The following is a 23,089-nucleotide window of genomic DNA, read 5'->3' as shown; positions in this document are numbered from 1 at the left end:
TGACGCCCGGGGGCGTCTCGTGGCTTGTGGGGGGTGCATGACGGCCCACAAGGCCACTTTTGATTTTCGACGGCCCTCCAGTTTGGCGACTGGGGGGCCGTTGGCTTTTCAGGGGTCGACTTGCGGCGGCGGTGTCTCCTGATGGTGCCGGCGACTCGCGCAGAGCGCGCGCCAGCCGGACATGGCATGTCGGCCGGACGGCACGGTTAAGTCAACGTTGGCATTTCAGCCGTCGACATCGTCTGACCCTCCCGTATGGTGTTGGTTCGAGCGAACGGCGTCAGCGTCGGATCGCGATCACCTCGCAATCGGACTGCGCATGCGCCTCTCGACCTTGCTCGTCAGCTTCTGTCTCGGAGCCGGACTGCCCGGTGCAGTGCTGGCCCAACCCGCCCCGAAGCCCGCGTCTTCTGCCACGCCCGATCCAGCCTTGCTGAAGGTCGCCCGGGAGACCGTCGCACAGATGCAGGGCGACCGCACCGCGACGCTCAGCGCGATGGCTGCACCGATGGTCGGCATGATGCAGCAGATCGGCATCAAGGAGCCCGACAAGGCGCAGGTGCTGGTCCAGGAAGTCGTGATGCCGACCCTGATCGCGCACTACGACGAGTTGCTCGACATCCAGGCCCGCGGCTTCGCCACGATCCTCGGCAAGGACGACCTGCAGGCGATCTCGACCTTCTACGCCACGCCCACCGGCAAGCGTCTCGCGGCCGCCCAGCCGCAGCTCGCCCAGATCCAGCTCGCTGGTCTACAGCAGTGGATGCAGTCAGTCGGACCTGAGATGCAGGGCAAGATCGTCAAGGCGGTCCAAGCCCATGGATGGGCAACCGGTGGACAGGCGAAGCCACGCTGAACACGGTCGCCGTGGTCCGATCCGAGCTCGTCCTCCGCATCGCCGACCAGAACCCGCACCTCTACGCCGAGCAGGTTGAGGCGGTGGTCGACACCATCCTCGATCGCATTACGGCGGCGCTAGCCGACGGCGACCGCGTGGAGCTGCGCGATTTCGGCGCCTTCTCGGTTCGCTGCCGAGAGCCCCGGGCCGGCCGCAATCCACGCACCGGTGTGTCCGTTTCCGTACCGGCAAGGACCAGCGTCCACTTCAAACCGGGCAAGGACATACGCGAGCGCTTGAAACTCAAGCTGGCCGATCAGAAACGCGAGGCAGAGTGCCCGGGACGGGCGTCCTGAAGGTCCCACCTGCTTCGACCCCCAGCAAAACGCTACGTTTCTTGCACCATGGTTTGACGCCTCGTCGTTGTGGCGGCGATCTTCAGCGCTCGTGCATGAGGTTGTAGCCCGACAATGCCTTCCAGTCCCTCGAAGCCAGATCCATCCGGCCAGCCTGGCGCACAATCCTCGACGGTCTGGACGCTGGCACTCGCCACCGCACTAATTGGTCTCGTAGCGCTCCCGCGCCGGCCCACGGCACGTGCGAGCAGGCTTGACCAGGTTCGAAGCGATGCGCGCCAAGCGTCACCTTCTCACAGCGGTCGTGACGCCCAGGAGGTCGCCCGCACGCAGGCCGATCGCGGACGGCAAGCCAAGCGCCCGACCGAGATCCCAGCCAAAGGCTGGAAAGACATCGCGCTGCGTACATACCGGGATGTGGGCGAGAACCGGGTCATGCTGGTCTCAGCCGGCGTTACCTTCTTTGCGCTGCTAGCGATCTTCCCGGCCGTCGCAGCCTTGGTGTCGGTCTACGGGCTCGTGGCGGACGCCTCGACCATCAACGACCAGCTCGCCAGCCTCCAGGGGATCATGCCCCAGGGCGCCCTCGATATCCTCGGCGATCAAGTCAAGCTGTTGAACGAGAAGGGCGATGCCACGCTGGGGCTCAGCCTGGTCATCGGCATCGCCTTATCGGTGTGGAGCGCCAACGGTGGCATGAAGCACGTCTTCGACGCGCTCAACCTCGTCTACAACGAACGCGAGAAGCGCAACTTCTTCGTTTTGAACCTCGTCTCGTTGGCCTTCACCGCCGGCGCGCTGGCGTTCCTGATCCTGGCCCTCGGCGCGGTCGTGGTGCTGCCCGTCGTGTTCGAGTTCATTGGGATCGGCAAAGACGCGTGGTGGCTGGCCCTGCTGCGCTGGCCCGCACTGCTGCTCGCCGTGCTCGGCGGCTTGGCGGTCCTCTATCGCTACGGTCCGAGTCGGGATGCGCCGCGCTGGCACTGGGTCACCGGGGGCAGTACCGTGGCGGCCTTATTATGGCTCGGCGGCTCACTGCTGTTCTCGTGGTACGTCGCCAATTTCGGCAGCTACAACAAGACTTACGGCTCACTCGGGGCGGCGATAGGGTTCATGACCTGGATCTGGATCTCGACGATCATCGTGCTGCTGGGCGCCCAAGTGAACGCCGAGATGGAGCACCAGACCGCTGAAGATACCACGGTGGGCGAGCCTCAGCCCTTGGGCACGCGAGGAGCGAAGATGGCTGACAGCGTCGGTGCGGCGGCTGAGTAGCGGCCCTTCATCTCAGAGTTCAGGGCCGAACCCACGGTCCTGTTCCACAGCCCGGGAGGGGCGCTCTGCATATGGCGGACGCCCCTCGGCCCGGTTTGCTAGGATCCGCTCACGCAGCAAGACGGCCCGGCGCGCGATCGCTTCCGCGTCACAGGTCCGGCAGGGACCGCCTCGGCCAGCGGCATGGCAGTCGTTGGGATGTTGGCAGGATCGGCGTGGCACGGGGCCGATCATAGACGCGTCACTCGATCGCCGTCACGATCAAGCAGCTACAATGAGACAAACTAGTCCTGCCATGAGTCCAAGGCGAACCGACCGCCACGCGTCATCCAGAGGCTCACGCGAGCTGCCAAGCTGGAGTCGAAGACCGAGCGCAACTAGTGCCTGAGCGGCCGCCCGGCTCGGATGAGGTGCGAGAGGGGAGGAGCACCCTCGGCTGCTTGTCTCAGCCGGGGTCCGAACCAAGCGGCCTGACCGCGCGCCAGGTAAGAACGAGTGGCTGGGTGATGAGGATGCAGAGGATGACCCGAGGGTTCAAGCGTCGCGCATGACACGCTTTGCCGACGTCAGCAGCCGTTCCGCAAAGACAGTTCGACGCGCGCTCTTCCGTAGGCTTCTTAGCGCCCCGAGGCCCGACACAGGACCACATTCGCGATTTTCGACGGTTTTCGCTTCCTTCTGGCTGGGTCGGTCATCGGCCCATCAGAGGATCGGGCCATGCCGTTCAGCGAGACCAAAGAAGGGGTCATCACGTACCCGCAGGGGCAGAAGTGGAGCGCGATCGGCCCCTGGCTGGTGAACGTCATCTCGGGCGCAGGCATCGGCCTACCGGGCGTGCGGATGGGCGCCCTGCTCGCCGACGCGTTCAACTCGAAGACCGCCGCATGCTGGCGCACGAACGGTCGGATGGCCGAGATGCTCGGGATCAGTCCGTCGGGGGTGATCGAGGGCCTGCGGCAGCTTGAGCGGAACGGGCACGTCGTCCTCGTCATGGAGGTGCGCAACGGCAAATCGATGCGGCACATCTATCCGAAGGAGAACGCAGAAAGGGCCAAGCGCGAAGTGCGCGATCCGCACGGTGGGGTCCCCACAGGCACCCATCCGAAGCCGCACGTGATCGGTATAACCGATGTCGCGGTGACACCGACGGCCCATGAGACCGAACCAGCCTCTGTCCCGAAGCCCATTCGGCAGATTGAGGATGATAGAGTACCGTCCGGTCTGCGCCGCGGCGCCCCACCGAACCCGAACTCGCAAATCGTCCAGCTCACCCCCGGGGGGTTCCCGTACCTGAAGAGCGAGGTGGAGGACCAACTCCGACGTTCGAACCAGAACGGTTCGATTTCACCCCCCAGGGGGGCCGAACTGGCCCCTGATAGGGGGACTGAACCGCGCCTGGTCCGAGAGGCCGAACCGGCGATGGGGAGGGGGATCGAAAGGCACTTAGGTGAGGGGACCGTTCGGCAGCCCCCCATAATCCTGGAAACATCCACACATCGATCCTCCACCCCTATCCAGGGCCCCCAAGCGGCGAAGGTCGAGCGGGTCGCGGGCGGGGCAAGGGTCGAACCCCTGGAGGTGGTCGGATGCACGATGCCCGCCTGCCGGCATCCGGCCTCCTACGTCTGCAAAGGTACGGGGGCGACGTTCTGCGTCCGACACCGTGCCACGACCAACCGGACCGTGCCGATCCAGTGCGCCTAGCCTTGATCGACGTGGGTGAGAGCGCGGTGGTTAAGAAAACGGATCAGGGGTTCGCATCCGGCTGGTGCCGATCGATTTCGAGATCTCGATCGGTGCCCCGGAACCACACGACCTGCGATCCATGATGGTTCTCGGGGGACCCGAGGCTGGGTTCGGCATCACCGCCCTCCTCGCGGTCGGGGTCGCCGTCCTGGTCGTCCAAAATGGACACGATCCGGTCAACGATATCCAAGGCCAACTCAGCCAGGCGCTCGAACTCCTCTCGGGGTATGGGCTGAGCGGCTGGCAGCTTGCGTGCGGTCGGGAAGGTGAGGATCTTGCTCATGGGGGTCTCGGTGCTGTCTCTGTGTTGGGGGTAGGCAGTCCGCCGGCAGGCCCCGGCCGGAGCGGTACGCACGGCTACGGAAGGAATTGGGGAAGGCCGCCCTCAGCGGCCCTCGCGCGTGGCCTCGGCGTGGGCCAGCAGATCGTGGGCGAAGGCTGCCAGTTCGTCGGGGTCGTCGTTGTCGATGGTGACGCCCGCGAGTACGTGCAGCCGGGTTCCGCGATCGTCGGCGCCCAACGATGTCCGCCCGGCGGCCTCCTGTTCGACGGCCGTCTCCACGGCAGACAGCGCATCGCTGACCCACCGCATCAGCTTCCCAGCGTCGTTGCGTGTCGGCCTAGGGACGCCACTTTCCCACGCCCGCGGCTGGCACAGCACGGCATCAGCGACGCTACCGACGAGCCTTGCCGTCTCACGGATGGTGTGAAGGTCCTCCATGGACGCCGAGGCCAGGTCGAGCATGCTGATGAGGTTGGGCTCTTGGCGGGAGGCGGTGAAGGGCGTCAGCCCAGGCTGCGCCTCGCCATGCACGTCCCGCCAAAGCGAGTGCGCCAAGATCTGATCCGGGTCAGGATCCTCCGGGGTCTCGGACTGCAGAGCATCCCGCATGTAATGGGAGAGCGCTCGCAGCTTGACCCGGAAGCCATCGGCGGTTCGCGCCGGGAGCGCCGCAATCTGCTCACCTAGCGCCGAAGTGGCGTTGGCGGCGTCATTGGCAGCGTCATCGAGCGCTTCGGTAAGGTGCTCGCCATGGATCCGCACCTTCTCGGCCCACCAGGCGTCCCACGCGCCTACGATCTCCTCGGCTCGGGCTTGCGCCTCGGGATGGTGCACGATGTCGAACTTGCGGCCAGGGTGGTCGATGTGGGAGCGCTCGCCCTGGCGGATGGGCCGCAGAACCTCGTGCACCATTGGCATGCGGCCCCGCAGCCATTCGATGTCCGCGCTTTTTAGCTGGATCCCCTCCAGGGCTGCGGCCATCATGATCAGCGGATAGATGTGTAGCGGCGCGTCTGAAGCCCGCAGGGTCAGGCAGGCAGGTCGCTCGGGCATATGCCGTTCGGCCTCCCGGTCAGCCGCGTTGCACGCTTCGCAAGCCGCCATCTCATGCGCTTGCGCGGCATCGAACTGCCGGCCGAGTTGCAGCAGCAGTGCGTCGCCGGCCGGATCTTCCGAGGCCAACGCGGGCACAGCATCCTGCTCTAGGCTGGGCGTCGAAGGCAGCGTGACGGGGTACTCATTGGCATAGGCCAGAGCGAACAGGCTGCCGAGGTTCAGATCGTGTCCGGCCATCTCGATCAGCAGCTCGCGCTCGCTCGCCAGAGGGTAGAGACGCGCATACTCGGCTGGCGTGATCCCGCCCGCGTCCATAGCCTTGCCGAGTGCATCCCGGGTCCAAATCTGCCCGCCGCCGCGTTCCAGGCCCGGCCAGCCGTCTGCTGGGTTGGTTCGGATCGAATGCTCGCGGCAGGCGGCGGCGAATGCGGCCTTGGCTTCGGCGCTGCCGGGGGCGGGCAGCGGGGCGGCCTCGACGCGGCTGCGGCCGAGGCTGGCCCGCAGGGTGGCGGCGCGCTCGCGCATGCTCGGGATGGCGGTGCTGCGCTGCATGAGGCTCTTGAGGGAGCTACGGAGAGTCATCGCGGATCCTTGAGGAGGAAGGGCGCGGGCTGCCGGCCCGTTCGGGTGCGGGTCGGGGTCAGAGGAGGGAGGCGAGGCCGGTGAGCACCATGCCCCCGCCGATGATCGCCACGGCGGCCAGCAGCTCGCCTGCGGTGTCCAAGAAGCGCAGGGATCGGCTATGCGCGGTGTCGGGCCGGATCGGGGCCACGGCCTCCCACGGCTCGATCGTGCCGGGCTGCATCTCGTTCGGCAGGGCGAGGAACCGGCCATCGACGGGGAGACGGCGCCGGGCGGCACCGGCGGCGGCCGTGCTGCGGACCGGGGCGGGCTGCGAGAAATCGGGGATACGGGCGTAGGTCATCGTTCGCGCTCCTGTTGGGGCTCGTGGCGGTGGTCGGCGGTGGCGAAGGGGGATCGGCTGAGATCTCAGCCGGAGGCGGCTAGCTGGGCGAGGCGCGAGCCTTCGCTGCCGAGGCTGTCAGCGGCAGCGCCTCAAGGAAGGTCACGAGGTCCGATCGCAGGATGACCGTGGCGCCACGCAGCTTCCGCGCGGGCAGAGCGCCTTCGGAAATCAACTCGTAAATCAGCGCCTCGCTGACTCCGATGGCAACCGCAGCATCGCGCGGTCGGTAGGCCAGAGGGTCCATAACGGCTGCACGGGACGGCTCAACCCGCGGCTCAGGGCTGCCCGTAGGCACTACGGGGCGGCTCACGACGCGAGCCCGCTATCAAGAGCCCAACGTGGATGATCACCGTCCGGCCCGTATAGGTCGGGCAGCAGCACCCACAGTCGGTCAGCAATCCGGTTCAAAAGGTTGTCGGCCACGTCGGATGCATCCGAGCGCAGCTTATCGTCGGTGAACTGGTCGGCATCGGCCCGGCCGTCGCCGTAGACGTACTGCGCCAGTTCCATGCCGATCACGGCCGCGCCAATCTCGGCCTGTGTGGCTGGCGACAGGAGCCGCCAAGCCTCGGCCGGGGAGAACGGCAGGGGCATGCGAGCCCAAAGAGCGGCATGATCGGGCAGGCGCGGGGTATCGTCGCCGCGCGCTTCGGAGGATGCCCGCGCCACAACCTCGGGGACCGTCTCAGCGGCCGAGACCATCGGGACGGCGGCAACCGTCGCGAGGAACAGGGCCGGAGGCGGCGCGGGCATGAAGGTCGCGAGCCCGGCCCCAAGGGCGGCTCTGCGGGAAAGGGAATTCGTCATCGGCGCGGCTCCTCAGTGCGCAGCGGCGGTGCGGGCCATCTTGGCAGCCTGCCAGGCAGCCTTGAGGGCGGTGGACAGAGCGGCGGCGCGGGTGAGGCCGTAGCGCTCCTGCAGGCCGGTGGCGGCGACCGCGGCGGCGGCCATGATCGCGGAGCGGTCGAACTTACCGGCGACGACGAGGGGGCGGGGCTGGAACCGGGCGAAGCCCTGGATCTGGGCGCGGGCGGTCAGCAGGCCGGCGGGGATCTGCGGCCGGCTGTCGTGCAGGCTGTGGGAGAGGGTGTTCCAAGAGACGGTGCGGTAGGGCATGACGACCATTCCGGGCGGGCGGCGCTTCCTTTTGGGCGGAGCATGGCCTAAAATGGACTACTCGCTGCCGATGTCAACCCATTTTGGGCGCTTGGTGGCCTAATTTAGGCATCAGAGGGTCAGATGCTCACGGGTGCGCAGATACGGATGGCGCGCGGCTACCTGAATTGGTCGGTCGCGAAACTGGAAGAGGCGTCCGGCGTCTCCGCGACCACAATCAAGCGCATGGAAAAGAGCGATGGCATCCCCAAAACGATGTCAGACAAGCTCTTGGACATTCGTCGGGCTCTTGAGGGTGCTGGCCTGGAGTTCACACCTGAGAACGGACACGCGGCGGGCGTGCGGCCGAAGCAAAAGGTTGAGCCGTGAGCCCGCGCTGGGAGCGGATCGGCGGCACGGTCTCGCTGGCGGGGTTCACCCTTATCGTGACCGCCATGGCGATCTACGGGCTCGCCGGGTACGTGCAGTGACCGCTGGCCTGGAGTTCATCCCCGAGAACGGCGGCGGGGCCGGGATCCGGTTCCGGGAGCGGAAGGCGCCATGACGCGGATCAGCAATGGCAGCTCCTCAGCGAGCCAGAGCGATGCCGCAACTATCTCACCGCCACCGCATACGATGCATATGATCCAAGCTGAGTGGACGCGGCTAGTCATCTTGGTCGCAGCTTAATTGTCAAAAGCAAGCAGAATATTTATCAGATACTGTCATCCGCAGTCGGCAATCGTTGCGATACGTGGTATGATGAAATATTTGTTATGTTCGATTTATATTTTTACTTTGCATGCCTTCAATAAGGTGGATTGTTAACTTCCCGCTCAGAAGTTGCTTGATCTCGCTCTACTGGGCGATCGGGCCTATCGGGCGTTTTCCGGTTCGAGAATATAATCAGGCAGACGGATGCTAACCAACTCGTCTCCAAAATGAGGACCCTGAGGACAGTAGCCGCTAGAACGTCGCTGAAGGTGTATCCATTGATTGCGCCAACCGCTCCCACCGCCACCGCGACTACCGTCACGATTGGGACGAGTAGGTACCAAGTCAACAACGACCCACAGAAAGCGCCAACAAGAGCAAAAAGCAAATATTCCATCAAATGATACCAATTTCCGCCTAGGTCGCAAGTGCGGCGAAGCGGCGAAACGGTACAGCGCCCAGTTATGCAAAGCGATACTATGCCGGTTGCGACAAAATCGACGGCTATTTAATACAATAATATACTTATATTTATCAAATATAACAGCTAAATTATGGGTCTGACAATTGCTATTGTAGGCTTTTTACAACCAAATATGTTAAACCGCTTAAAGCAATTGCCCAAATAAATCCGATCATAGCTAAAATTAACAGTTTATATATCGGTTTTGAGGCATTAGCGAATGTATTACGTGTTTTTCCTCCGTCAAGCGAGGAATAGAGACGCAAAAACCTGCAGATCGAGTCCATTGTGCGAGACATTTCACGGATCGCGTTCGAGTGTCTTTTCTGTATAACCTTGTCAATCGCTTTATGTATCCATCGTACTACGCAGGCCCAACCCCATCCCCTATTTTTCAGAATTTCAAACACATCAAATGTTGTAAATCTCACTCTAAAAATGCCTTCTGGAATGATGCATTCTCTTAATGCGCAGGTGGACGTTTTAGCTTCAATCCAACCGGACATCCATGCTCCCAAAATCGAGGCTTAGGTCCAATTTTCCGGCCACGCCCGTTAGAAAGAGGAACTTAATACGAAACCGCGCGTGATATAGAATGGTTAATTCTTCGTTCTAAGAGATAGCATCTGGTGTTATTCATGAATGTAGTCAAAAGATTGCTTTTGCAGATCGTGGATTTTATGTCAGCCAGACCTGGGCAGGCAGAAAACTATCAATTGCGCGCTTCGGCAGACAACTCGGGTCCCGGCGCAAGGGCAAGCAAGACGCCGAAGGATTTCAGCGGTGACTACCGCACGGCGACCGACATGCTGAGGGATCGGATCAACAGGCGCTTCCCGGACAACTTCCACGCGCGAGTCGGATCCAACGCGAACAGCATGCAGGATTTTGGTGACGAGCGAGCCGGCGCGATCGACATGTCTTCGTCTGCCATAGCTGCAGCGCTGCGCGATGGTGCGACCGCGCGGCAGGCAGCCGATGCGGGGGCTGCCAGCGTCGGTATTTGACTGGAGAAACAGCGCTTTGCTTGCCAGAACGCCGGGCTGCTAACCCATCCTCGTCATGCTGCGTAAGGGTCCCCGCGTTGCGTATTAGCTCCCACTAGTGAGATCGACGACCTCCTCCGCCAGCCCGTGATCAGATCGGGCGGCGGGGCCGAGCCGGCCCACCTGCGATCAGGTCGGGTTAGGGGTCCGTTAACTATGTGGCAGCAGGTTGCTCCCAGCGATCAGCTGGGGAGCTGAGCGCCGGCAGAGCAGCATCGCCTTCGGGATGACTCGGTGCGGCCTCGCCAGCGCAGTCGCATCAAGCCCGCCACTGGAAAACCAGGGCGGGCCTTTCTCGTTTTGGACCTTGAAAGATCAGCGCTGCGGTGCACCATAGCGTGTCCTCCCGAGGGACACCCACCGGCCCGGTCCAAATTTCCTCCCCTCACTCGGAACGGGTCGGTGGGCCTCAAACGCTGAGCAACCCCGCTTCTGGCCGCATGGCCTGCCGGAAACGCCTGCCGTAGTTCGGCTGGATGTCATATGGCCTCGCCCCCACCCTGATCCCGAACCCCGTCGCGATCTGGCATGGGGCGATCGAGAACATTTCTGAGCGCGCCTCGCCCTGCCGCTACCTGACGCCGGCGCAGTGGGCGACGATGAGAGAGTCGGCACTCGATTTCTGCACCCGGTTCGGCGCCGAAGCCCATGGCTTAGGCTGGACGGCGCCACAGCTATTCGGCGTCCATCCCGATCACGGCACGCTGCGTGTCGACTATTGCGGGGCGCTGATGGTCGCCGGCAAGAAGGTGCATGCGGTCGAGGCGGACCGGATCGTGTTCGAGCGGACGGCCGGCTACCGGAACACGCCAGGCAAGGTGTGGGGCCCACCGATCTGGGAGTTAAAGGCGAAGGCCGAGGGCAAATGAGCAGGGCGAGCCGGTTCAGAAGCTGGCGCAATGCGCGGCCACCCGCTCGGCGAGGCGCGCGGCAGTAAGGGGAGCCTCAGGGTGATCAAGCTTCAGCGCCGCTAAGGGCATTTCGGGAAACTTGGCCTCGTCCAGGTTCTGCACCAAGCCCAGGCCGCCGCGCGCTGTGATGGCGAGAATTCCCGCGGCTCCATCGCTGTTCGCGCCGCTGAGCACGACCCCGACGACGCGCTCGCCATAGGTTTCGGCGGCTGAGATGAACAGGGGATCGGCGGCCGGACGCGCGAATTGCACCTTGCCCCCCTGATCCAGCCAAATCGCGCCAGCGCGCAGCCGCATGTGGTGGTCGGGCGGGGCGACGTAGATCCGACCGCGTTCGACGACCTCGCCGTGCTGGGCGAAGGCTACCGGAAGGTTGCTGTTCCGCGCGAGGATTTCGGGGAGGATGCTTGGGTGGGCCCCGATATGTTGGACGATGAACACAGAGGCGCGGCAGATAGGTGGCAGCGCGGCGACGATCTGCAGGAGCGGTTTTAAGCCACCCGCTGAGATGGCGATGACGATAATGCTGCTCATTTCACTGTGACAATTGCCGCGGCTGGTTCCGGTTCATCCGCGCCCAGAGGAACGTTCGGAGTAAACCGTCGGCAATCGGGTCGAGCAACCGCCTCGACCGCTACGACTCCCGCGGCTCGCTCATCCCGGTCTCGGTCAGCAACTCGCGCCCGGCCGGCAGCAGGAACCACAGCTTCCGCCCAGCCGACCCTCGTGCCGGCCTCTCCTCGACCAGACCAAGATCCTGCAGCGCCGGCATGACGCTCGGGTGTGCGCCGTGCCGCATACCCTGTGGGTACAGGGCGCAAGCTCGGAGCGCTTCAAGCTGAAGACGCCGGAGAGGAGCGCGGCTTTCAGAGGGCATGAGATCGAACTACCGCCCCTCGACGATCAGGAACAGCAGGGTCGAAAGCGCCAGCAGCACCCCGAACGCATAGGCGGCGTGGATGTCCCTGCGGTCCGGAGCCACCCTACCACGCCGCGCCATGCCGAGCTTGGTGGTCGTGGACGCGGTTCCCATCGCGGAAGCCATGACGGCCGCGAACAGGATCCAGCCGGTAAGGGTCTGAGGCATGACGGTCTACTGCAGCCGACCGACCCTGGCGTTCAAGCCCAGGCGGATGGCCAGGGTTAAGAGACCGCCGGCGGTGAGCCAGGCGCCGCCGTCCACGCGCCAGTTCTCGTAATCGTCGTCGGGCTCGACGGTGTGGCCGCGGGACATGATGACGGTGACGGCCTCGGCGACGGGATCCTCCTCAAGCATGCGGCTACGCGGACGCGATCATCTAGCGCCACTGCTCCTTCATGCAGGCCAGCACATAGACGGTCCGCATGCATCGCTCCGTTTCGAACTGGGAACGCGCACTGCCCATGCAGGCGTCCATCCCTGAGGAGAGCAACAAGCGATCAACATCCTTCGCGGTGGCGCAGGTGAAGATTGGCTGGAACCCCTCGAACTTGCTCACCTGCCAGAAGATGGCGACGACCGACAGCAGGCAGAACGAGCAGACCATCAGCCTGCTGTCGTAGAACCAGTGCCTGCCGCTGGTGGTCATGGTCGTAGGCTCGCTCACCCCTTCACCGGATGCGCCAGCAGGATCGCGGCACGCACCCTGCCGCGCTTCCATTGAGCCTGATCGGATTTCAGCGCTATCGTCACCTGCTCGTTCGTGCGGACCATCTCGACAAGGTCCAGCACCCACCCCTTTGCCAGGGGGTAGGCCTCGGTCTTGAGATCCGCGAGCACAGCATCCACTGCGGTAGTTATCTCGCCCTGGGTCACCTCGGAAATCTTGCGGAGGTCGGACACGGTCGGGTTGCTGGCCATGCTGGAGAGTTACTGCAAGCCGCCGTCAATCGTCCACCACCGAGTGGGCACCAACGCTGATCTTTACGTCAGCCCTTTCAATATGTAGCTCCGATGCCAGAAACAGGGCTCACGTCCTCGTTATTTCCGGAACTGCTACAGGCTTCAAACTCATTCCTGACCGATAGCCGCACGGCCCCGTCGGTCGAGCTACCTATGGCAAGGCTTGGTGCTCAATGCTCGACCGGCCAATCGTCGGACTCGCCGTATGGCTCTCGAAGCCGACCGGCTTCCTGGTAACCTGCTTCACGGTCGCAGCGGGCCTCGGTTCCGGCGCCCTCCTCAGCTTCAACGACCACTGGGCGTTGGTCTTCAACTTGTTCCTGTCCATCGCCGCGATGCTGCTGGCTGGCGTCATCCTCGTAGCCGGGGCCCGAGACACCGCTGCCATCCAGATCAAGCTCGATGAACTCCTCCGCGCTGTCGAGAATGCGGATGATCTGCTAGTTGGGATTGAGGAGCGCAGCGCTGAGGAACTGGAATTGATCCGAAAGGACAAGGCGCCAGCCTCGCGTCCGGACTGAGTGTCGGCCTGTCGCTGAGTGGCCACCCGCCTATCAGCTATCCGTCTCGCTGATGAAGTCCGCCCAGACCGGCGTTTTGAGCGTACCGATGAACGCCGCGTGGCGCTCTCGCTCGGCATCTGTGAGCCGCGATTTGAACACGCGTGGCGCTATCGGACGGGCAGCGTCCGCAGCGGACTGAGCTGGGGTGGCAAGGATGGGCGCCAGATCGAGGCCAGTCTGCTTGCCGCCGAGCAGTTCAACATAGACCTCGGCCAGGATCTGGGCGTCGAGGAGCGCCCCGTGCTTGGTGCGGCGACTGCGATCGATCCCGTAGCGGTTGCAGAGCGCATCGAGGTTGTTGGCCGCGCCCGCGTGCTTGCGCCGGGCGAGGAGGAGCGTGTCGACTACATCGTCCAGCTTGATCGCCGGCGGCCGCGGCTCGGGCAGGCGGGCATATTCGGCGTTGAGGAAGCCGACGTCGAACGGCGCGTTGTGGATCACCAGCGTGCCGTCGCCGATGAAGGCCTGCAGCTCAGGCGCTATGGCGGCGAACAGCGGCTTGTCGGCGAGGAAGGCGTCGGACAGGCCGTGGACCGCGAAGGCGTCCGGATGAACCGCCTTCTGCGGGTTGCAGTAGCGGTGGAAGGTGCGGCCGGTCGGGGTGTGGTTGATCAGCTCGACGCAGCCGACCTCGATGATGCGTTCGACCTTTGCGTCCGTGCTGGTGGTCTCGGTGTCGAGGACGATCTCGCGCGTCATGCTGCCTGGCTCCTTCGCTCGGTAGGCTGCTCGGTCAGCCCTGGACCGGGAACCCCCATGATGATGGCGGTCATCACCATCGTGCGGCGCAGGCTCATCCGCATTCCTATTCCTTGGCGCGCGCCCAAGCTTCCGACAAGGCCTGGACTGCCTCATCCTGCGTTTGCACCTCGCCGTTCAGTGGCTTCAGATCGACCTCATCGCGCTGATCTCCCGTACACGCCCAAAACCATGTGCCGGCGTTCGGGCCGCCAAGGTTTTTCATGATCCGTCCGACCTCAAGGCCGTCTTCGGTAGCGACGAAATCATAGTGCGTATCTTGGGCTGTGCGGGACCAAACGAGGGGCATGCCGAGTTGTACCGCAGACTGTCTGATGGCATCTGCAGTGCAGGCAAGGTGCCAAGATGGCCGAGTAAGCGGTCCCCCGCTTCAGGGATGAACTTCGGTCTAACGGGAATGTGAGCCGCCTAGTCGCAGATATGGCGTCTGTCCTGCTTGGCTGTCAGGATGCGATCCCTGACCGATTTAGAACAAGCCATTCTAAAGGTGCTGACGGACCACCCGGTCAGCACGAGTGTGGTCAAGTCCCGTGCTGGCGTACCAGTGAGCCAGCGCAATGGCCCGACGCTAGCGGCCTGCCTGGAGTTGGAACGTCGTGGTCTGGCTCGGAGTGTCGGCTCTGGATTGTCTCAGCGGTGGAGCCTTCCCAACGGGGCTGACACTCGACAAAGTGTCTCAGCCTAACAGCAGCTTGTAACCGGCCGGGCGGCCATATCATCACGGCTCACCCGGCCTTGCGCACTCCCGACCGCGTCCGCGGCTGGTGAGCCGGAGATAGGACGAGCAGCATTGAGCCGCTATGGCGCCGTCACACTTTAGCGCTGTCATGCTGCAGCACTACAGATCTGTTATCGCTTTCTGCATCGGAACGCAGTTGTCGGCACGTCCGAGCGTCGATGGCGGATGCCCTTCTAGGCGATGCCACCAGGTCGCGGCGTAGAACCCAACCGCCTCTGCGGCCGCGTTCACCAACAAGACGCGGACACCGAGCCGGCGTGCGTGCTCCTCCGCCTTGGCGTTCAAGATACGTCCATGGCCCTGCCCGCGAACGACGGCGGCGATGGCTACGAGCCTCACGATGCCCGTACCGTCCCGAAGGTCATCGAGCCTTGTCGTGCCGACGCCTTCCCCGTTGAACATCAGCAAGAGGGGGTGGTGGTTGAGCAATCGCTCCTCGGCACGGGCTTCATCATATCCGCTGAGCCCCCTCTCCTCCCAGAGAAGCGTGCGCCGGATGGCGTGATAGGTCCGCCAGTCAGCCTTGTTGACGACGCGAATGAGAGTGGGGGCCATGGGCGGAGGATACCAAGCGGCCGTCTGGTCTCCATCCATTGGGATGCAAGTCGCCGCTCACGCCGTGAAGCGCCGCGCTGTCATGCTGCAGTGCTACAGCATGACCGCATGTTGGCATTCTAGCATGACGAAGCCATAGCGCTTTCCTACTGTCACGCTTTCCTGCTACAGCACGACAACACTGACGGGGTTACATGCGCACGATCACGCTCGTCACGCAGAAAGGCGGCGCCGGCAAAACGACGGTCGCGGCCAGTCTAGCAGTCGCCGCTGCAGAGGCCGGAGAGCGCGTCATCGCGCTCGACCTCGACCCGCAGGGATCCCTCGCCGCCTGGGGCGACAGCAGGACGGTGGACGCCCCGGCCGTGGATCGGCTGGGGCCGGATCGCCTGTCGGACCTCCCGAAGATCCTGAAGGCTCTCGGCCAGGAGGGGTACACCCTCGCCGTCCTCGACACGGCCGGCGTGGCGTCGACCGGCGGCAATCTCGCCATGCAGGCGGCTGACCTGGCGCTGATCCCTGCCCGACCGTCGCGCCTCGACCTTCAGGCGACCATGCCGACAATCGAGACCCTGATGCGGCTCGGCATGCGGGACCGGTTCGCCTTCGTGCTGAACCAGTGCCCGGCTGGGCGCTCAGCTCGTACCGTAGAGGCGGCTAGTGGTCTCGGCATGTTCGGCGTCCTAGCCGAACCATCCCTGACCACGCGCGCCGATCATCAGGACGCGCTAGCGGCCGGGAAGGGTGTCACCGAGTATGCGCCTGAGGGCAAGGCAGCCGACGAGCTGCGCGGCCTGTGGGCATGGGCGGATCGCAAGATGAAGGCGGCCAAGGCGTGACCAAGCGACCCTCAGTCATCGGCGGTCTGAAGTTGTCGGATGAGCAGGCCGAGGACAAGGCCGAGAATGCCGCGCCGGCTGAAGCCGAGGCGGCTCAGGCTTCAGAGGTTCAGGCTCCAACCGCCCTTGCCCCGACATCAGCGGCGGCTCCGAAAGCCAGTGGCCGCCGGGCCCGCCCCGAGGTGGTGCATACCTCGGTGTACCTGCCGCGCGAGGTGCATCGCCGTCTGCGTGAGATCGCTTTCACCCGCGACGTGAAGGTGCATGACGTCATCATGGAAGGGATCGACGCCGCCTTGCAGAAGCACGGGCATCCGTCGGCGGCCTCTCTCAAGGCTAAGGGCGACGCATAGCAAGATGGCAGCACGATGCTATGACATCATCGTGCTTTCCCACTTCAGCGCTGTAGCATGACAGCACTAAGGCGCTGCGGCGTGGCTTTTCGCTACAGAAGGTCCTCGATCTCCTCCTTCGAGAGCTTGCCGCCGTTAGCAAGGCACGCCTTCGCGATTTTCTCTACTAAAGCCCAGATATCTGGACGAGCGAGATGATGCTCTGCGGTTTCCAGTCCTGCCTGAAGCGCTTCATCACGGTCCACTTGCACGGTGCTCGGGCTTCGGCCGGATGTCGGGATGAGCGGCGATTGAGCAATTTCGGTTTGAGCAACCTTAAGATCTCCGAGTTGCATCAGCAGCGCCTGCGTCAGCGGACGGTTCATCGTCCGTGCATCGGCAGCGGCGCCAGCACAGGTCATCGCGACGTTCTTTATGAGGTCGTTGCGCTGCTCCTCTTTCGGAAGCGCGGGGTCATGAACCAGTTTTTGGACGCCGGCATTCCCGAAGGCACCGATCATTGAGGACGGAGCGTTGATGTCGATGCCATGCGCCGTCGGCCCGCCTCTAAATATGTGAGAGATGACCACGTGGGCAGCCTCGTGGTGCGCAACCTGCTCTCGGTAATTCATGCATACGCCTCAATCGGGGAGGGAGGCGACGGCCATACACCCAAGCCGTCCGGGTGCGGAACCTTCAGCTGCCTGTCTCGCGATGATGACCCAACGCCGCTTCGACGCTGTAGCATTACACTGCTATAATGCTTTAGCATTGCATCGCGGCCGTCCTCAGTATAACTTTCGATAATCGTCATTCTCGAAAGTATCAGACCGGCGGACCGAAAGGGCCGTGAAGAAATGAAGCCGCTGCTATCTTCGCCTGCCGACTCGTTCGCCCCGATCCGAGAGGCCGCGTCGAGCGCTGTCCGCAATCTCGGCCTGACGTGCGCGCCGTGGCAGGCCAGCCCGGAGCATTGGCAACGGGTCCTGGTCGCCGTCGAGGCGCGAGCCCGGATGCGCGGGTTCGGACTGCCCGCCGGTTGGCGCGATGAACTGGCCGTGCAGATGGGTCGGGATGAGCCGGCGCTTGCGGCGGTGCAGTTGCAAAGTTGTTCCGACACTTAGGGGCTAGGCATGTCGCGCGGCCTCGGGACGGCACAACCGCTGATGCTGAAGGCCCTCGCTTCGCTTGAGGCAGAGCATGGCAGCGGCAACGGCCTGTTCTTCGTCTGGGCGATCGTGGATCGCGCCTATGAGCTTTCACCCGAGATGCAGGCCCGGCACCAAGCCATGACCGAAGCGAGCGCGGCCAGATCAGCCGAGATCCAGGCGAGGGCGGCGGCCGGCGACGAACGGGCGGCCCTGTTCCTCGGGCTCACCCGCTCGCTTACTCGCACGAGGCGAGCGCCGCGGGCTCGACGCGCAACGCCGTTCCGGCTGACCGAAAGCGGCTTCAACCCGTCTCGGGTTCTGGCGAGCCTTGAGCGCCGCGGGCTCGTGACGCGCCGCGCGATCAAGGGCGGCGGGTCGGCCGGTCTGACCGATGCGGGGCGGCAGGAAGCCTCTGCGCCAAGTGTCGGAACAAGTTGCGCACCCTTTAGCGAGGCCGTGGATGTCTGAGCCTGCCGCAGGCAACCCCGCCACAATCGCCCTTATCGACGGGACGGCCGGCGCCCGGCTCCCGATCAAGCCCCGGTTCGGTGAGCCGTGCAACGGTTGCGGGCTGTGCTGCGCCATGGAGCCCTGCGGCGTGGCTCGCGAGTTCATCCCCGACCATCCGGAGGCCGGGCCGTGCCTCGCCCTGGAATGGGACGCGGGCCGGTTCACGTGCGGCATGATCCGCCGGCCCAGCCACTACATGCGCCTCCCGAACGATTGGACTGACGGCACTCTCGGGAGTGCGATTGCCGAAGCCCTCGGGGCAGGGCGGGGATGCGATGCCGATGCCGATGTCTGAAAACCTGCCCGCCAGTCAGGTCGCGGCAGATCTTAGCGACGGCCTACCGGCGGAGGCCGCTTCGATAGTCAGAGCCTATCAGCGCGCCAGCAAAGCCGATGCGACCGTGCGGGCCTACACATCCGATGCCCGGGTGTTTCAGAAGTGGTGCGGTCGATACGGGTTCCGGGCCATCCCGGCGACTCCGCAGGCCGTGGCCGCGTTCATCGTCTCGGAAGCCGAGAGCGGCCGGGCAGCCTCGACGCTTGGGCGCCGCCTCGCCGCGATCCGCTACGCGCACAAGCTGGCGGGTGAGCCGGACCCGACCGACGACGAAGGGGTGCGGGCCGCGATCCAAGGCGCCAGGCGCAAGGTAGGCGTCGCCCCGACACAGAAGGCCGCGGCGACTGCCGACGTGCTGGCCGCGCTGCTGATGCGGACACCGAACACCCTCACCGGCAAGCGGGACCGGGCGTTACTCGCTCTCGGCTTCGCGGGCGCGTTCCGCCGCTCCGAACTGGTGGCGCTCGACGTGGGGGACCTGATCGAGGATCCCGAGGGCCTACGGGTGCGGGTCCGGCGATCCAAGACGGACCAAGAGGGCAGGGGGCTTGAGAAGGCTATCCCGCACGGCCGGTTCATTCGGCCCGTCGCCCTGGTGCGCGAATGGCTCGATGCGGCCGGCATCGTCTCGGGGCCTGTGTTCCGGCCGGTGTCACGGTCGGGGAGGGTGCGCAAATCTGCGCAGGGGTCGAGCGAGATGCCGCCGGAGTTTTACGGACACGTCGTAAAACCCTGCGGGGGTAAGGCTAAGTTGAACTTAGGGCGTCAGGGCCAGGAGGGGGTATCGAGTACCCACCCCGCAGAGGGGGGAGAATTTCCCCACCCTTTACGTCAGTCTGACGTAAAGCCTCCCCGCCTCACCACTCAGGCCGTTGCCGACATCATCAAGCGGTATTGCACGGCCGCGGGGCTCGACGCCTCGACGTTCGGGGCTCACTCGCTGCGGGCCGGCTACATCACCACGGCGGCAGAGCGCGGCGCCGATCTCGCGCGGATCATGGATCAGTCCGGCCACCGGGATCCCCGGACCGTCGTCGGCTACATCCGCCGCGCCAATGCCTTCAAGGGACACTCGGGGAGCGGCTTCCTATGACGCGCGTCCGGGCCAAGTTTCAGGTGGACTCGCACGAACATCTCGCCAGCATCGCGGTCGGCTGCAGTAGGGTGGGGCCGTGCAGCTTCCGGGCGAAGCTAACTCCTATACTGCCCGGCGATCTATTCCCAGCGGTCGCGGTCTTCTCTTGGCAGTGCAGTTCGGTCCCGCAGATCAAGGTAGCCCTACGCCTTTATCTGCCGAGCCACTGCCAACCGTTCTCTGTGTGTTGAGGGGTCAGCCATGACCAAGCGCAAGCCCAAGGCGAAAGCGGTCGAGCCCAAGCGTGAGCCCAATGCGCAGGAGCGGGACGCCATCGAGAAGGCCAAGGCGTATTGCCGAAGCCGCACGCAGCCGATCGCCTATGAGGTCAAGAAGATCGAGGGCGGCAGCATCACGATAGACGCCCCGCACAGCGATCTCGGCGCATTCGAGGTTCTGCAGCGCGCCACCTTCGGGACGGTCTCGCCCGAGTTCGCGAACCGGGCCGCCGGCGAGGTTGGGAACATCATGCGGTCCGTTGGCAAGCCTCTGCCGGAGCCGGACCAGATCAACGCCGGGATCGCGGCCGTTGCGGGGATCGGGCCGCAGAACGAGGCTGAGACCATGTTGGCGGTCCAAATGATCGGCACCCATAGCGTCGCGATGGAGATGCTGTCCAAGGCCAAGCACGCTACCAACACGGACCAATTGGAGCGGTTCGGCACGCTCGCGACCAAGCTCCTGCGCACCTACACGACGCAACTTGAAGCCCTCGCCAAGATCAGGCGCGGCGGATCTCAGAAGGTCACGGTTGAGCATGTCCACGTCTATTCAGGCGGCCAAGCCATCGTCGGGAATGTCACCGGGGGACAGGGAGGGGGCCGCGTCGAAAGCACGGGGCAATGCCATGCACCCGCCCTCGCTGGACCGGCAGCCCTCGCCCTTCAGGCTGATCCCTCGATGCTGCGCCCAGACGCGGGCCGGGACCCCGTGCATGTCCCCGGCTGTGAGGGGGAAGAAGCGATGCCGGATGCACGGTGGAGCGAAAGGGATCGGGGCTCCGAAGGGTGAACGCAACGGGGCCTATCGGACCGGGATGCACACGGTCGAAATGGTCGAGCTGCGCCGGGAAGTGAACCGCATGGTCCGGGCCTCGAATGCCGCGATCCGCGCCGGGCTCGGATAGGACGGCGGGACAACGGGGTTTAGCGCACGGTACGCACGCGCATGCGCGTGGCGCGCGAGGGGGCGGGGCAAGCGAACGTATCCCGTTCGGTTGGTGCCATCCTGGTCGCTGAACGCAAAGAGGCCGGGCGACCTGTTGTGGATTGTTGAGGTTCAGGTCGAGTTTCGCCAGCAATACGCGCAGGCGCGCGAGGGCCGAACTGAAAAACAATCAACGGAAATCAAAGGCTCGGGGCCAGGCCGACGCCGGTTAGATGGGGGTCCGCTGCCAGGTCGAGGCAGGTTAGTTGGCGGGCAAGGCCGGGTAAGTCGTCATCCCTCCACGGGTCTCGCGGGAAGTGATCGATTCCCCGAGAGCATTGCCCCCAATGGCTTAGCGCCATCCGCCCGATAGCATGCATGGTGTCCAAAATCGGATCCAGCACCCCTTAGAGGCGGATCGCCTCGGAATAAAAAAACAGCGGATATCCAGGCATCGCGGGCAAGGGGCAGATGCCGTTACCTTGACTGGGCATGGACAGATCTAGGCTCGGCTAGAGCGGGGAAGGCGTGGGCCGTCTAAGCTGGCCACCCTTGGCTAAAGTGAGGACTACCTCACCGGAAACCTCGACGAAATTCGTCGGGCTTCCCCGAGCGAAGAATAGCCATGCGGGGGGCAACCCGGACAATCCGGACACCTAAAAAAGCGCGTGGTTTCGGCCTTGGTTTCAGGCCCTTACGCGTGCGGGGCTCCTCTATTTTAGAGGGGATTAGAGGCCGGCACCTGGATCGACCCCGAGTTTTTAGAAGCCGCTACGCGATGCGCGCCGACCTTCTACCGCTGAACCGAAAACTCGGGTGAGTGCCCCCGAGGCGCAGACAGTGCCGGGGCTGGGCTGCCGCGCATGGCCCAAATTTAGCCTAGGACGGCCACGGGCTGAAACCCGCTGCCAAGGCCGAGGAATTCCGGCATCGGCCTCACGCGCCAATTTTGGCGGCTTCTCGGGCCGTTTTGATGGTCGAGACGGTTGAGGGCGAGACTTGCGCCCGCCGGGCGATCTCCCGATCCGAGAGACCTTCCGACAGCAGGGCTTCGACGGCTGCGCGGCGCTCGGCGACGGGACGGTGCGCGGGCTTGCTCGGCTGAGGGGTACTCACACCGCGAGTACCCTTGGCGGCTGGCCTGCGGCGCTCGGCCGGACGCGCCACGGGAGGGGTCGTCACGGCCCCACCTTCCGGATCTGGCGATGGGCCTGCTGTCGCGTCGCCCCCTGCGATCGGCGCCAAGGGGGTAACGTTTCGTTCTCCCCTTTCGGGATCAGGTGCCAAGGCGAGCGAGGGGGTAGCAGAACGCGACCCCCTTGCGGTCTCGGCCGCGTCGCACTGGAAAGGGGCCGCCGCCTCAATCTCCCGCTGCTGGGGCAACTGATCCATCATCGCCCAGACCCGGCGCTGTCCTGCTTGGCACCCGACCGTGCCGCATGAGCTGTTGCCGTCATCGCGATAGCCGCCGCCGCATTCCTCGCACCGGAGGGGGCAACGGCAGGCCCACCAGACCGTGAAACACTCGGTGCATCCGCCTAGGTGCCGCATCCTCGCCCCTACTGCATCACCCGGAGACACCCGGAGGTCTCGCATTGCGCGTGGATGTGGCCGTTGCCGCTGTCTTTCGCCCAGGTCAGCCGCCCCTTGCACGTCGGGCATTCGACCGTGCCGCTGTTGGCCGGGTCCGCGGCGATCGTCGCCATGACGCGGTGCATCGGATCAGGCTCCGGCGGCGAGGTGAGGAAGGCGGCTTGGAGCCCAGAGGCGAGCCCCTGAAGCGCTGCGGCTGCGGCTTGCTGCCGAACCTCTCGCGCGTCGTCTCGGACTTCCAGGGTGACGGCGGCGGCCATCGCCATCTGCCGGGCCGTCTCGATGCCGGCATTGAAGGCGGCTTGCTCGCGTGCGGTCATGACTGATGCTCCGGCAGCCCGAGTTCCGTGAGATATGCGGGATTGATCCGCGCCGTGATCTGAAGCGCTTGGCCCTGCGCGCCCTTGTCCGAGGCCTTGATGACCGGCAGGACGTGCATCTCAGGCTCGGCGACGATCTCGCGATGCCGGGCCTCGGAAATAGCCCCGCGGGCTAATGCGTCATCCGCCAAGGCGACGACGCTAGCCTCGACGGGGGCCGCGATGGCGTCGAAGTCGATCGACTCCATGGGCTCAGACAGGGGCGGTGGATCCGGCATCGACTGCGCGACGCGCTCGGCGATCATGTCGTCACGCTCGGCCAACAGGTAGGCCGGGTTGGTCAGCCCCCATTGAAGTGGTCCGCCCTTTGGTATGGCTTTTGAGCCTGGAGGACGGACGAGATGGCAAAGCACCCGAAGCCCGAGGAGATCGTCGCGAAGCTACGTCAGGCGGACGTTCTGATTTCACAGGGCCAGAG

The 23,089-nt window shown here is 64.6% G+C and carries 35 protein-coding genes; 16 read left to right on the top strand and 19 right to left on the bottom strand.

Annotation, left to right across the window (positions count from 1 at the left end; translation table 11 throughout):
- Positions 1 to 319: 319 nt before the first annotated feature.
- The 4 genes from MKK65_RS03860 to MKK65_RS03845 all read left to right on the top strand — a co-directional run bounded on the left by MKK65_RS03860 (position 320) and on the right by MKK65_RS03845 (position 4,173).
- The gene (locus tag MKK65_RS03860) at positions 320 to 856 is read left to right on the top strand and encodes a DUF2059 domain-containing protein (protein ID WP_243955477.1); all 537 of its coding nucleotides are present in this window, start codon (positions 320 to 322) and stop codon (positions 854 to 856) included.
- 11 nt (positions 857 to 867) lie between these two features.
- On the top strand, positions 868 to 1,194 hold the full coding sequence (locus MKK65_RS03855) for an integration host factor subunit beta (RefSeq protein ID WP_243955500.1): 327 nt from the start codon (positions 868 to 870) through the stop codon (positions 1,192 to 1,194).
- A gap of 114 nt (positions 1,195 to 1,308) precedes the next feature.
- The gene (locus MKK65_RS03850; protein ID WP_243955475.1) at positions 1,309 to 2,469 is read left to right on the top strand and encodes a YihY/virulence factor BrkB family protein; all 1,161 of its coding nucleotides are present in this window, start codon (positions 1,309 to 1,311) and stop codon (positions 2,467 to 2,469) included.
- A gap of 717 nt (positions 2,470 to 3,186) precedes the next feature.
- Positions 3,187 to 4,173, top strand: coding sequence for a hypothetical protein (locus MKK65_RS03845; RefSeq protein WP_243955473.1), 987 nt, complete (start codon positions 3,187 to 3,189; stop codon positions 4,171 to 4,173).
- 43 nt (positions 4,174 to 4,216) lie between these two features.
- Here the strand turns inward: MKK65_RS03845 and MKK65_RS03840 are convergent, their stop codons facing one another.
- The 6 genes from MKK65_RS03840 to MKK65_RS03815 form a co-directional block, all read right to left on the bottom strand.
- A complete protein-coding gene (locus MKK65_RS03840; protein WP_243955471.1) occupies positions 4,217 to 4,498 on the bottom strand; it encodes a hypothetical protein in 282 nt (93 codons plus the stop codon).
- 102 nt (positions 4,499 to 4,600) lie between these two features.
- A complete protein-coding gene (locus MKK65_RS03835) occupies positions 4,601 to 6,106 on the bottom strand; it encodes a hypothetical protein (protein ID WP_243955469.1) in 1,506 nt (501 codons plus the stop codon).
- An 88-nt stretch (positions 6,107 to 6,194) separates the two neighbouring features.
- A complete protein-coding gene (locus tag MKK65_RS03830) occupies positions 6,195 to 6,479 on the bottom strand; it encodes a hypothetical protein (RefSeq protein WP_243955467.1) in 285 nt (94 codons plus the stop codon).
- 79 nt (positions 6,480 to 6,558) lie between these two features.
- Positions 6,559 to 6,765, bottom strand: coding sequence for a helix-turn-helix domain-containing protein (locus MKK65_RS03825; protein ID WP_243955465.1), 207 nt, complete (start codon positions 6,763 to 6,765; stop codon positions 6,559 to 6,561).
- A gap of 62 nt (positions 6,766 to 6,827) precedes the next feature.
- Positions 6,828 to 7,328 carry a hypothetical protein gene (locus tag MKK65_RS03820; protein ID WP_243955463.1) on the bottom strand — a complete coding sequence of 167 codons (501 nt, stop codon included), beginning with the start codon at positions 7,326 to 7,328 and terminating at the stop codon, positions 6,828 to 6,830.
- A 12-nt stretch (positions 7,329 to 7,340) separates the two neighbouring features.
- Positions 7,341 to 7,637, bottom strand: a complete 297-nt coding sequence (locus MKK65_RS03815) for a hypothetical protein (RefSeq protein WP_243955461.1) — start codon at positions 7,635 to 7,637, stop codon at positions 7,341 to 7,343.
- Between the two features lie 123 nt (positions 7,638 to 7,760).
- Between MKK65_RS03815 and MKK65_RS03810 the strand changes: the two genes are divergently transcribed.
- A complete protein-coding gene (locus tag MKK65_RS03810; RefSeq protein ID WP_243955459.1) occupies positions 7,761 to 8,006 on the top strand; it encodes a helix-turn-helix domain-containing protein in 246 nt (81 codons plus the stop codon).
- Positions 8,007 to 8,900: 894 nt separating this feature from the next.
- Here MKK65_RS03810 and MKK65_RS03805 read toward each other — a convergent pair.
- Complete coding sequence (locus tag MKK65_RS03805) at positions 8,901 to 9,299, bottom strand: hypothetical protein (RefSeq protein WP_243955457.1); 399 nt, start codon at positions 9,297 to 9,299, stop codon at positions 8,901 to 8,903.
- Between the two features lie 132 nt (positions 9,300 to 9,431).
- Between MKK65_RS03805 and MKK65_RS03800 the strand changes: the two genes are divergently transcribed.
- Both MKK65_RS03800 and MKK65_RS03795 read left to right on the top strand, forming a co-directional pair.
- Positions 9,432 to 9,800 (top strand): hypothetical protein, encoded by a 369-nt coding sequence (locus MKK65_RS03800; protein WP_243955456.1) that lies wholly within the window; start codon positions 9,432 to 9,434, stop codon positions 9,798 to 9,800.
- A 515-nt stretch (positions 9,801 to 10,315) separates the two neighbouring features.
- Complete coding sequence (locus MKK65_RS03795) at positions 10,316 to 10,708, top strand: hypothetical protein (protein ID WP_243955454.1); 393 nt, start codon at positions 10,316 to 10,318, stop codon at positions 10,706 to 10,708.
- A gap of 15 nt (positions 10,709 to 10,723) precedes the next feature.
- On the opposite strand, the gene MKK65_RS03790 is transcribed toward MKK65_RS03795, so the two are convergent.
- The 6 genes from MKK65_RS03790 to MKK65_RS03765 form a co-directional block, all read right to left on the bottom strand.
- Positions 10,724 to 11,284: a chemotaxis protein CheB gene (locus MKK65_RS03790; protein ID WP_243955451.1), complete on the bottom strand. Its 561-nt coding sequence runs from the start codon at positions 11,282 to 11,284 to the stop codon at positions 10,724 to 10,726.
- 100 nt (positions 11,285 to 11,384) lie between these two features.
- A complete protein-coding gene (locus MKK65_RS03785) occupies positions 11,385 to 11,522 on the bottom strand; it encodes a hypothetical protein (RefSeq protein WP_243955449.1) in 138 nt (45 codons plus the stop codon).
- A gap of 114 nt (positions 11,523 to 11,636) precedes the next feature.
- On the bottom strand, positions 11,637 to 11,837 hold the full coding sequence (locus MKK65_RS03780; RefSeq protein ID WP_243955447.1) for a hypothetical protein: 201 nt from the start codon (positions 11,835 to 11,837) through the stop codon (positions 11,637 to 11,639).
- 6 nt (positions 11,838 to 11,843) lie between these two features.
- Entirely contained in the window at positions 11,844 to 12,026 is a 183-nt protein-coding gene (locus tag MKK65_RS03775) for a hypothetical protein (protein ID WP_243955445.1), read from the bottom strand.
- Between the two features lie 22 nt (positions 12,027 to 12,048).
- Entirely contained in the window at positions 12,049 to 12,318 is a 270-nt protein-coding gene (locus MKK65_RS03770) for a hypothetical protein (protein WP_243955443.1), read from the bottom strand.
- 14 nt (positions 12,319 to 12,332) lie between these two features.
- Positions 12,333 to 12,590: a hypothetical protein gene (locus MKK65_RS03765; RefSeq protein ID WP_243955441.1), complete on the bottom strand. Its 258-nt coding sequence runs from the start codon at positions 12,588 to 12,590 to the stop codon at positions 12,333 to 12,335.
- 215 nt (positions 12,591 to 12,805) lie between these two features.
- Between MKK65_RS03765 and MKK65_RS03760 the strand changes: the two genes are divergently transcribed.
- Complete coding sequence (locus MKK65_RS03760) at positions 12,806 to 13,153, top strand: low affinity iron permease family protein (protein ID WP_243955426.1); 348 nt, start codon at positions 12,806 to 12,808, stop codon at positions 13,151 to 13,153.
- Positions 13,154 to 13,186: 33 nt separating this feature from the next.
- On the opposite strand, the gene dnaQ is transcribed toward MKK65_RS03760, so the two are convergent.
- The 3 genes from dnaQ to MKK65_RS03745 all read right to left on the bottom strand — a co-directional run bounded on the left by dnaQ (position 13,187) and on the right by MKK65_RS03745 (position 15,248).
- A complete protein-coding gene (dnaQ, locus tag MKK65_RS03755) occupies positions 13,187 to 13,894 on the bottom strand; it encodes a DNA polymerase III subunit epsilon (RefSeq protein WP_243955424.1) in 708 nt (235 codons plus the stop codon).
- Positions 13,895 to 14,000: 106 nt separating this feature from the next.
- Positions 14,001 to 14,243, bottom strand: a complete 243-nt coding sequence (locus MKK65_RS03750) for a hypothetical protein (RefSeq protein ID WP_243955421.1) — start codon at positions 14,241 to 14,243, stop codon at positions 14,001 to 14,003.
- 549 nt (positions 14,244 to 14,792) lie between these two features.
- Complete coding sequence (locus tag MKK65_RS03745; RefSeq protein WP_243955419.1) at positions 14,793 to 15,248, bottom strand: GNAT family N-acetyltransferase; 456 nt, start codon at positions 15,246 to 15,248, stop codon at positions 14,793 to 14,795.
- Positions 15,249 to 15,442: 194 nt separating this feature from the next.
- On the opposite strand from MKK65_RS03745, the gene MKK65_RS03740 reads away from it, so the two are divergent.
- On the top strand, positions 15,443 to 16,087 hold the full coding sequence (locus MKK65_RS03740; protein ID WP_243955417.1) for an AAA family ATPase: 645 nt from the start codon (positions 15,443 to 15,445) through the stop codon (positions 16,085 to 16,087).
- Positions 16,084 to 16,440 (top strand): hypothetical protein, encoded by a 357-nt coding sequence (locus MKK65_RS03735; RefSeq protein ID WP_243955415.1) that lies wholly within the window; start codon positions 16,084 to 16,086, stop codon positions 16,438 to 16,440. Before MKK65_RS03740 ends, MKK65_RS03735 begins: the two co-directional genes overlap by 4 nt.
- A 92-nt stretch (positions 16,441 to 16,532) precedes the next feature.
- Here MKK65_RS03735 and MKK65_RS03730 read toward each other — a convergent pair whose 3' ends face one another.
- Entirely contained in the window at positions 16,533 to 17,051 is a 519-nt protein-coding gene (locus MKK65_RS03730) for a hypothetical protein (RefSeq protein WP_243955414.1), read from the bottom strand.
- Positions 17,052 to 17,276: 225 nt separating this feature from the next.
- Here MKK65_RS03730 and MKK65_RS03725 point away from each other — a divergent pair, with 225 nt between their 5' ends.
- The 6 genes from MKK65_RS03725 to MKK65_RS31110 all read left to right on the top strand — a co-directional run bounded on the left by MKK65_RS03725 (position 17,277) and on the right by MKK65_RS31110 (position 20,678).
- Positions 17,277 to 17,543, top strand: a complete 267-nt coding sequence (locus MKK65_RS03725; RefSeq protein WP_243955412.1) for a hypothetical protein — start codon at positions 17,277 to 17,279, stop codon at positions 17,541 to 17,543.
- Between the two features lie 9 nt (positions 17,544 to 17,552).
- The gene (locus MKK65_RS03720; RefSeq protein ID WP_243955410.1) at positions 17,553 to 18,038 is read left to right on the top strand and encodes a hypothetical protein; all 486 of its coding nucleotides are present in this window, start codon (positions 17,553 to 17,555) and stop codon (positions 18,036 to 18,038) included.
- Positions 18,031 to 18,375: a hypothetical protein gene (locus tag MKK65_RS03715; RefSeq protein ID WP_243955408.1), complete on the top strand. Its 345-nt coding sequence runs from the start codon at positions 18,031 to 18,033 to the stop codon at positions 18,373 to 18,375. Before MKK65_RS03720 ends, MKK65_RS03715 begins: the two co-directional genes overlap by 8 nt.
- Complete coding sequence (locus MKK65_RS03710; RefSeq protein ID WP_243955406.1) at positions 18,362 to 19,510, top strand: tyrosine-type recombinase/integrase; 1,149 nt, start codon at positions 18,362 to 18,364, stop codon at positions 19,508 to 19,510. Before MKK65_RS03715 ends, MKK65_RS03710 begins: the two co-directional genes overlap by 14 nt.
- A gap of 243 nt (positions 19,511 to 19,753) precedes the next feature.
- Positions 19,754 to 20,563 carry a hypothetical protein gene (locus MKK65_RS03705; protein WP_243955404.1) on the top strand — a complete coding sequence of 270 codons (810 nt, stop codon included), beginning with the start codon at positions 19,754 to 19,756 and terminating at the stop codon, positions 20,561 to 20,563.
- Entirely contained in the window at positions 20,487 to 20,678 is a 192-nt protein-coding gene (locus MKK65_RS31110; protein ID WP_279596500.1) for a hypothetical protein, read from the top strand. The genes MKK65_RS03705 and MKK65_RS31110 overlap by 77 nt, the downstream gene beginning before the upstream one ends.
- Before the next feature lie 1,579 nt (positions 20,679 to 22,257).
- Here MKK65_RS31110 and MKK65_RS03700 read toward each other — a convergent pair.
- Both MKK65_RS03700 and MKK65_RS03695 read right to left on the bottom strand, forming a co-directional pair.
- A complete protein-coding gene (locus MKK65_RS03700; RefSeq protein WP_243955402.1) occupies positions 22,258 to 22,611 on the bottom strand; it encodes a hypothetical protein in 354 nt (117 codons plus the stop codon).
- On the bottom strand, positions 22,608 to 22,916 hold the full coding sequence (locus tag MKK65_RS03695) for a hypothetical protein (RefSeq protein WP_243955400.1): 309 nt from the start codon (positions 22,914 to 22,916) through the stop codon (positions 22,608 to 22,610). The genes MKK65_RS03700 and MKK65_RS03695 overlap by 4 nt, the downstream gene beginning before the upstream one ends.
- Positions 22,917 to 23,089: the final 173 nt, after the last annotated feature.

Origin of the sequence: Methylobacterium sp. J-001 (genome assembly GCF_022829565.1) — a bacterium.
Classification (GTDB): domain Bacteria; phylum Pseudomonadota; class Alphaproteobacteria; order Rhizobiales; family Beijerinckiaceae; genus Methylobacterium.
Note: the sequence above shows the minus strand (reverse complement) of the source record. Positions and strands in the feature narration are given on the sequence as shown.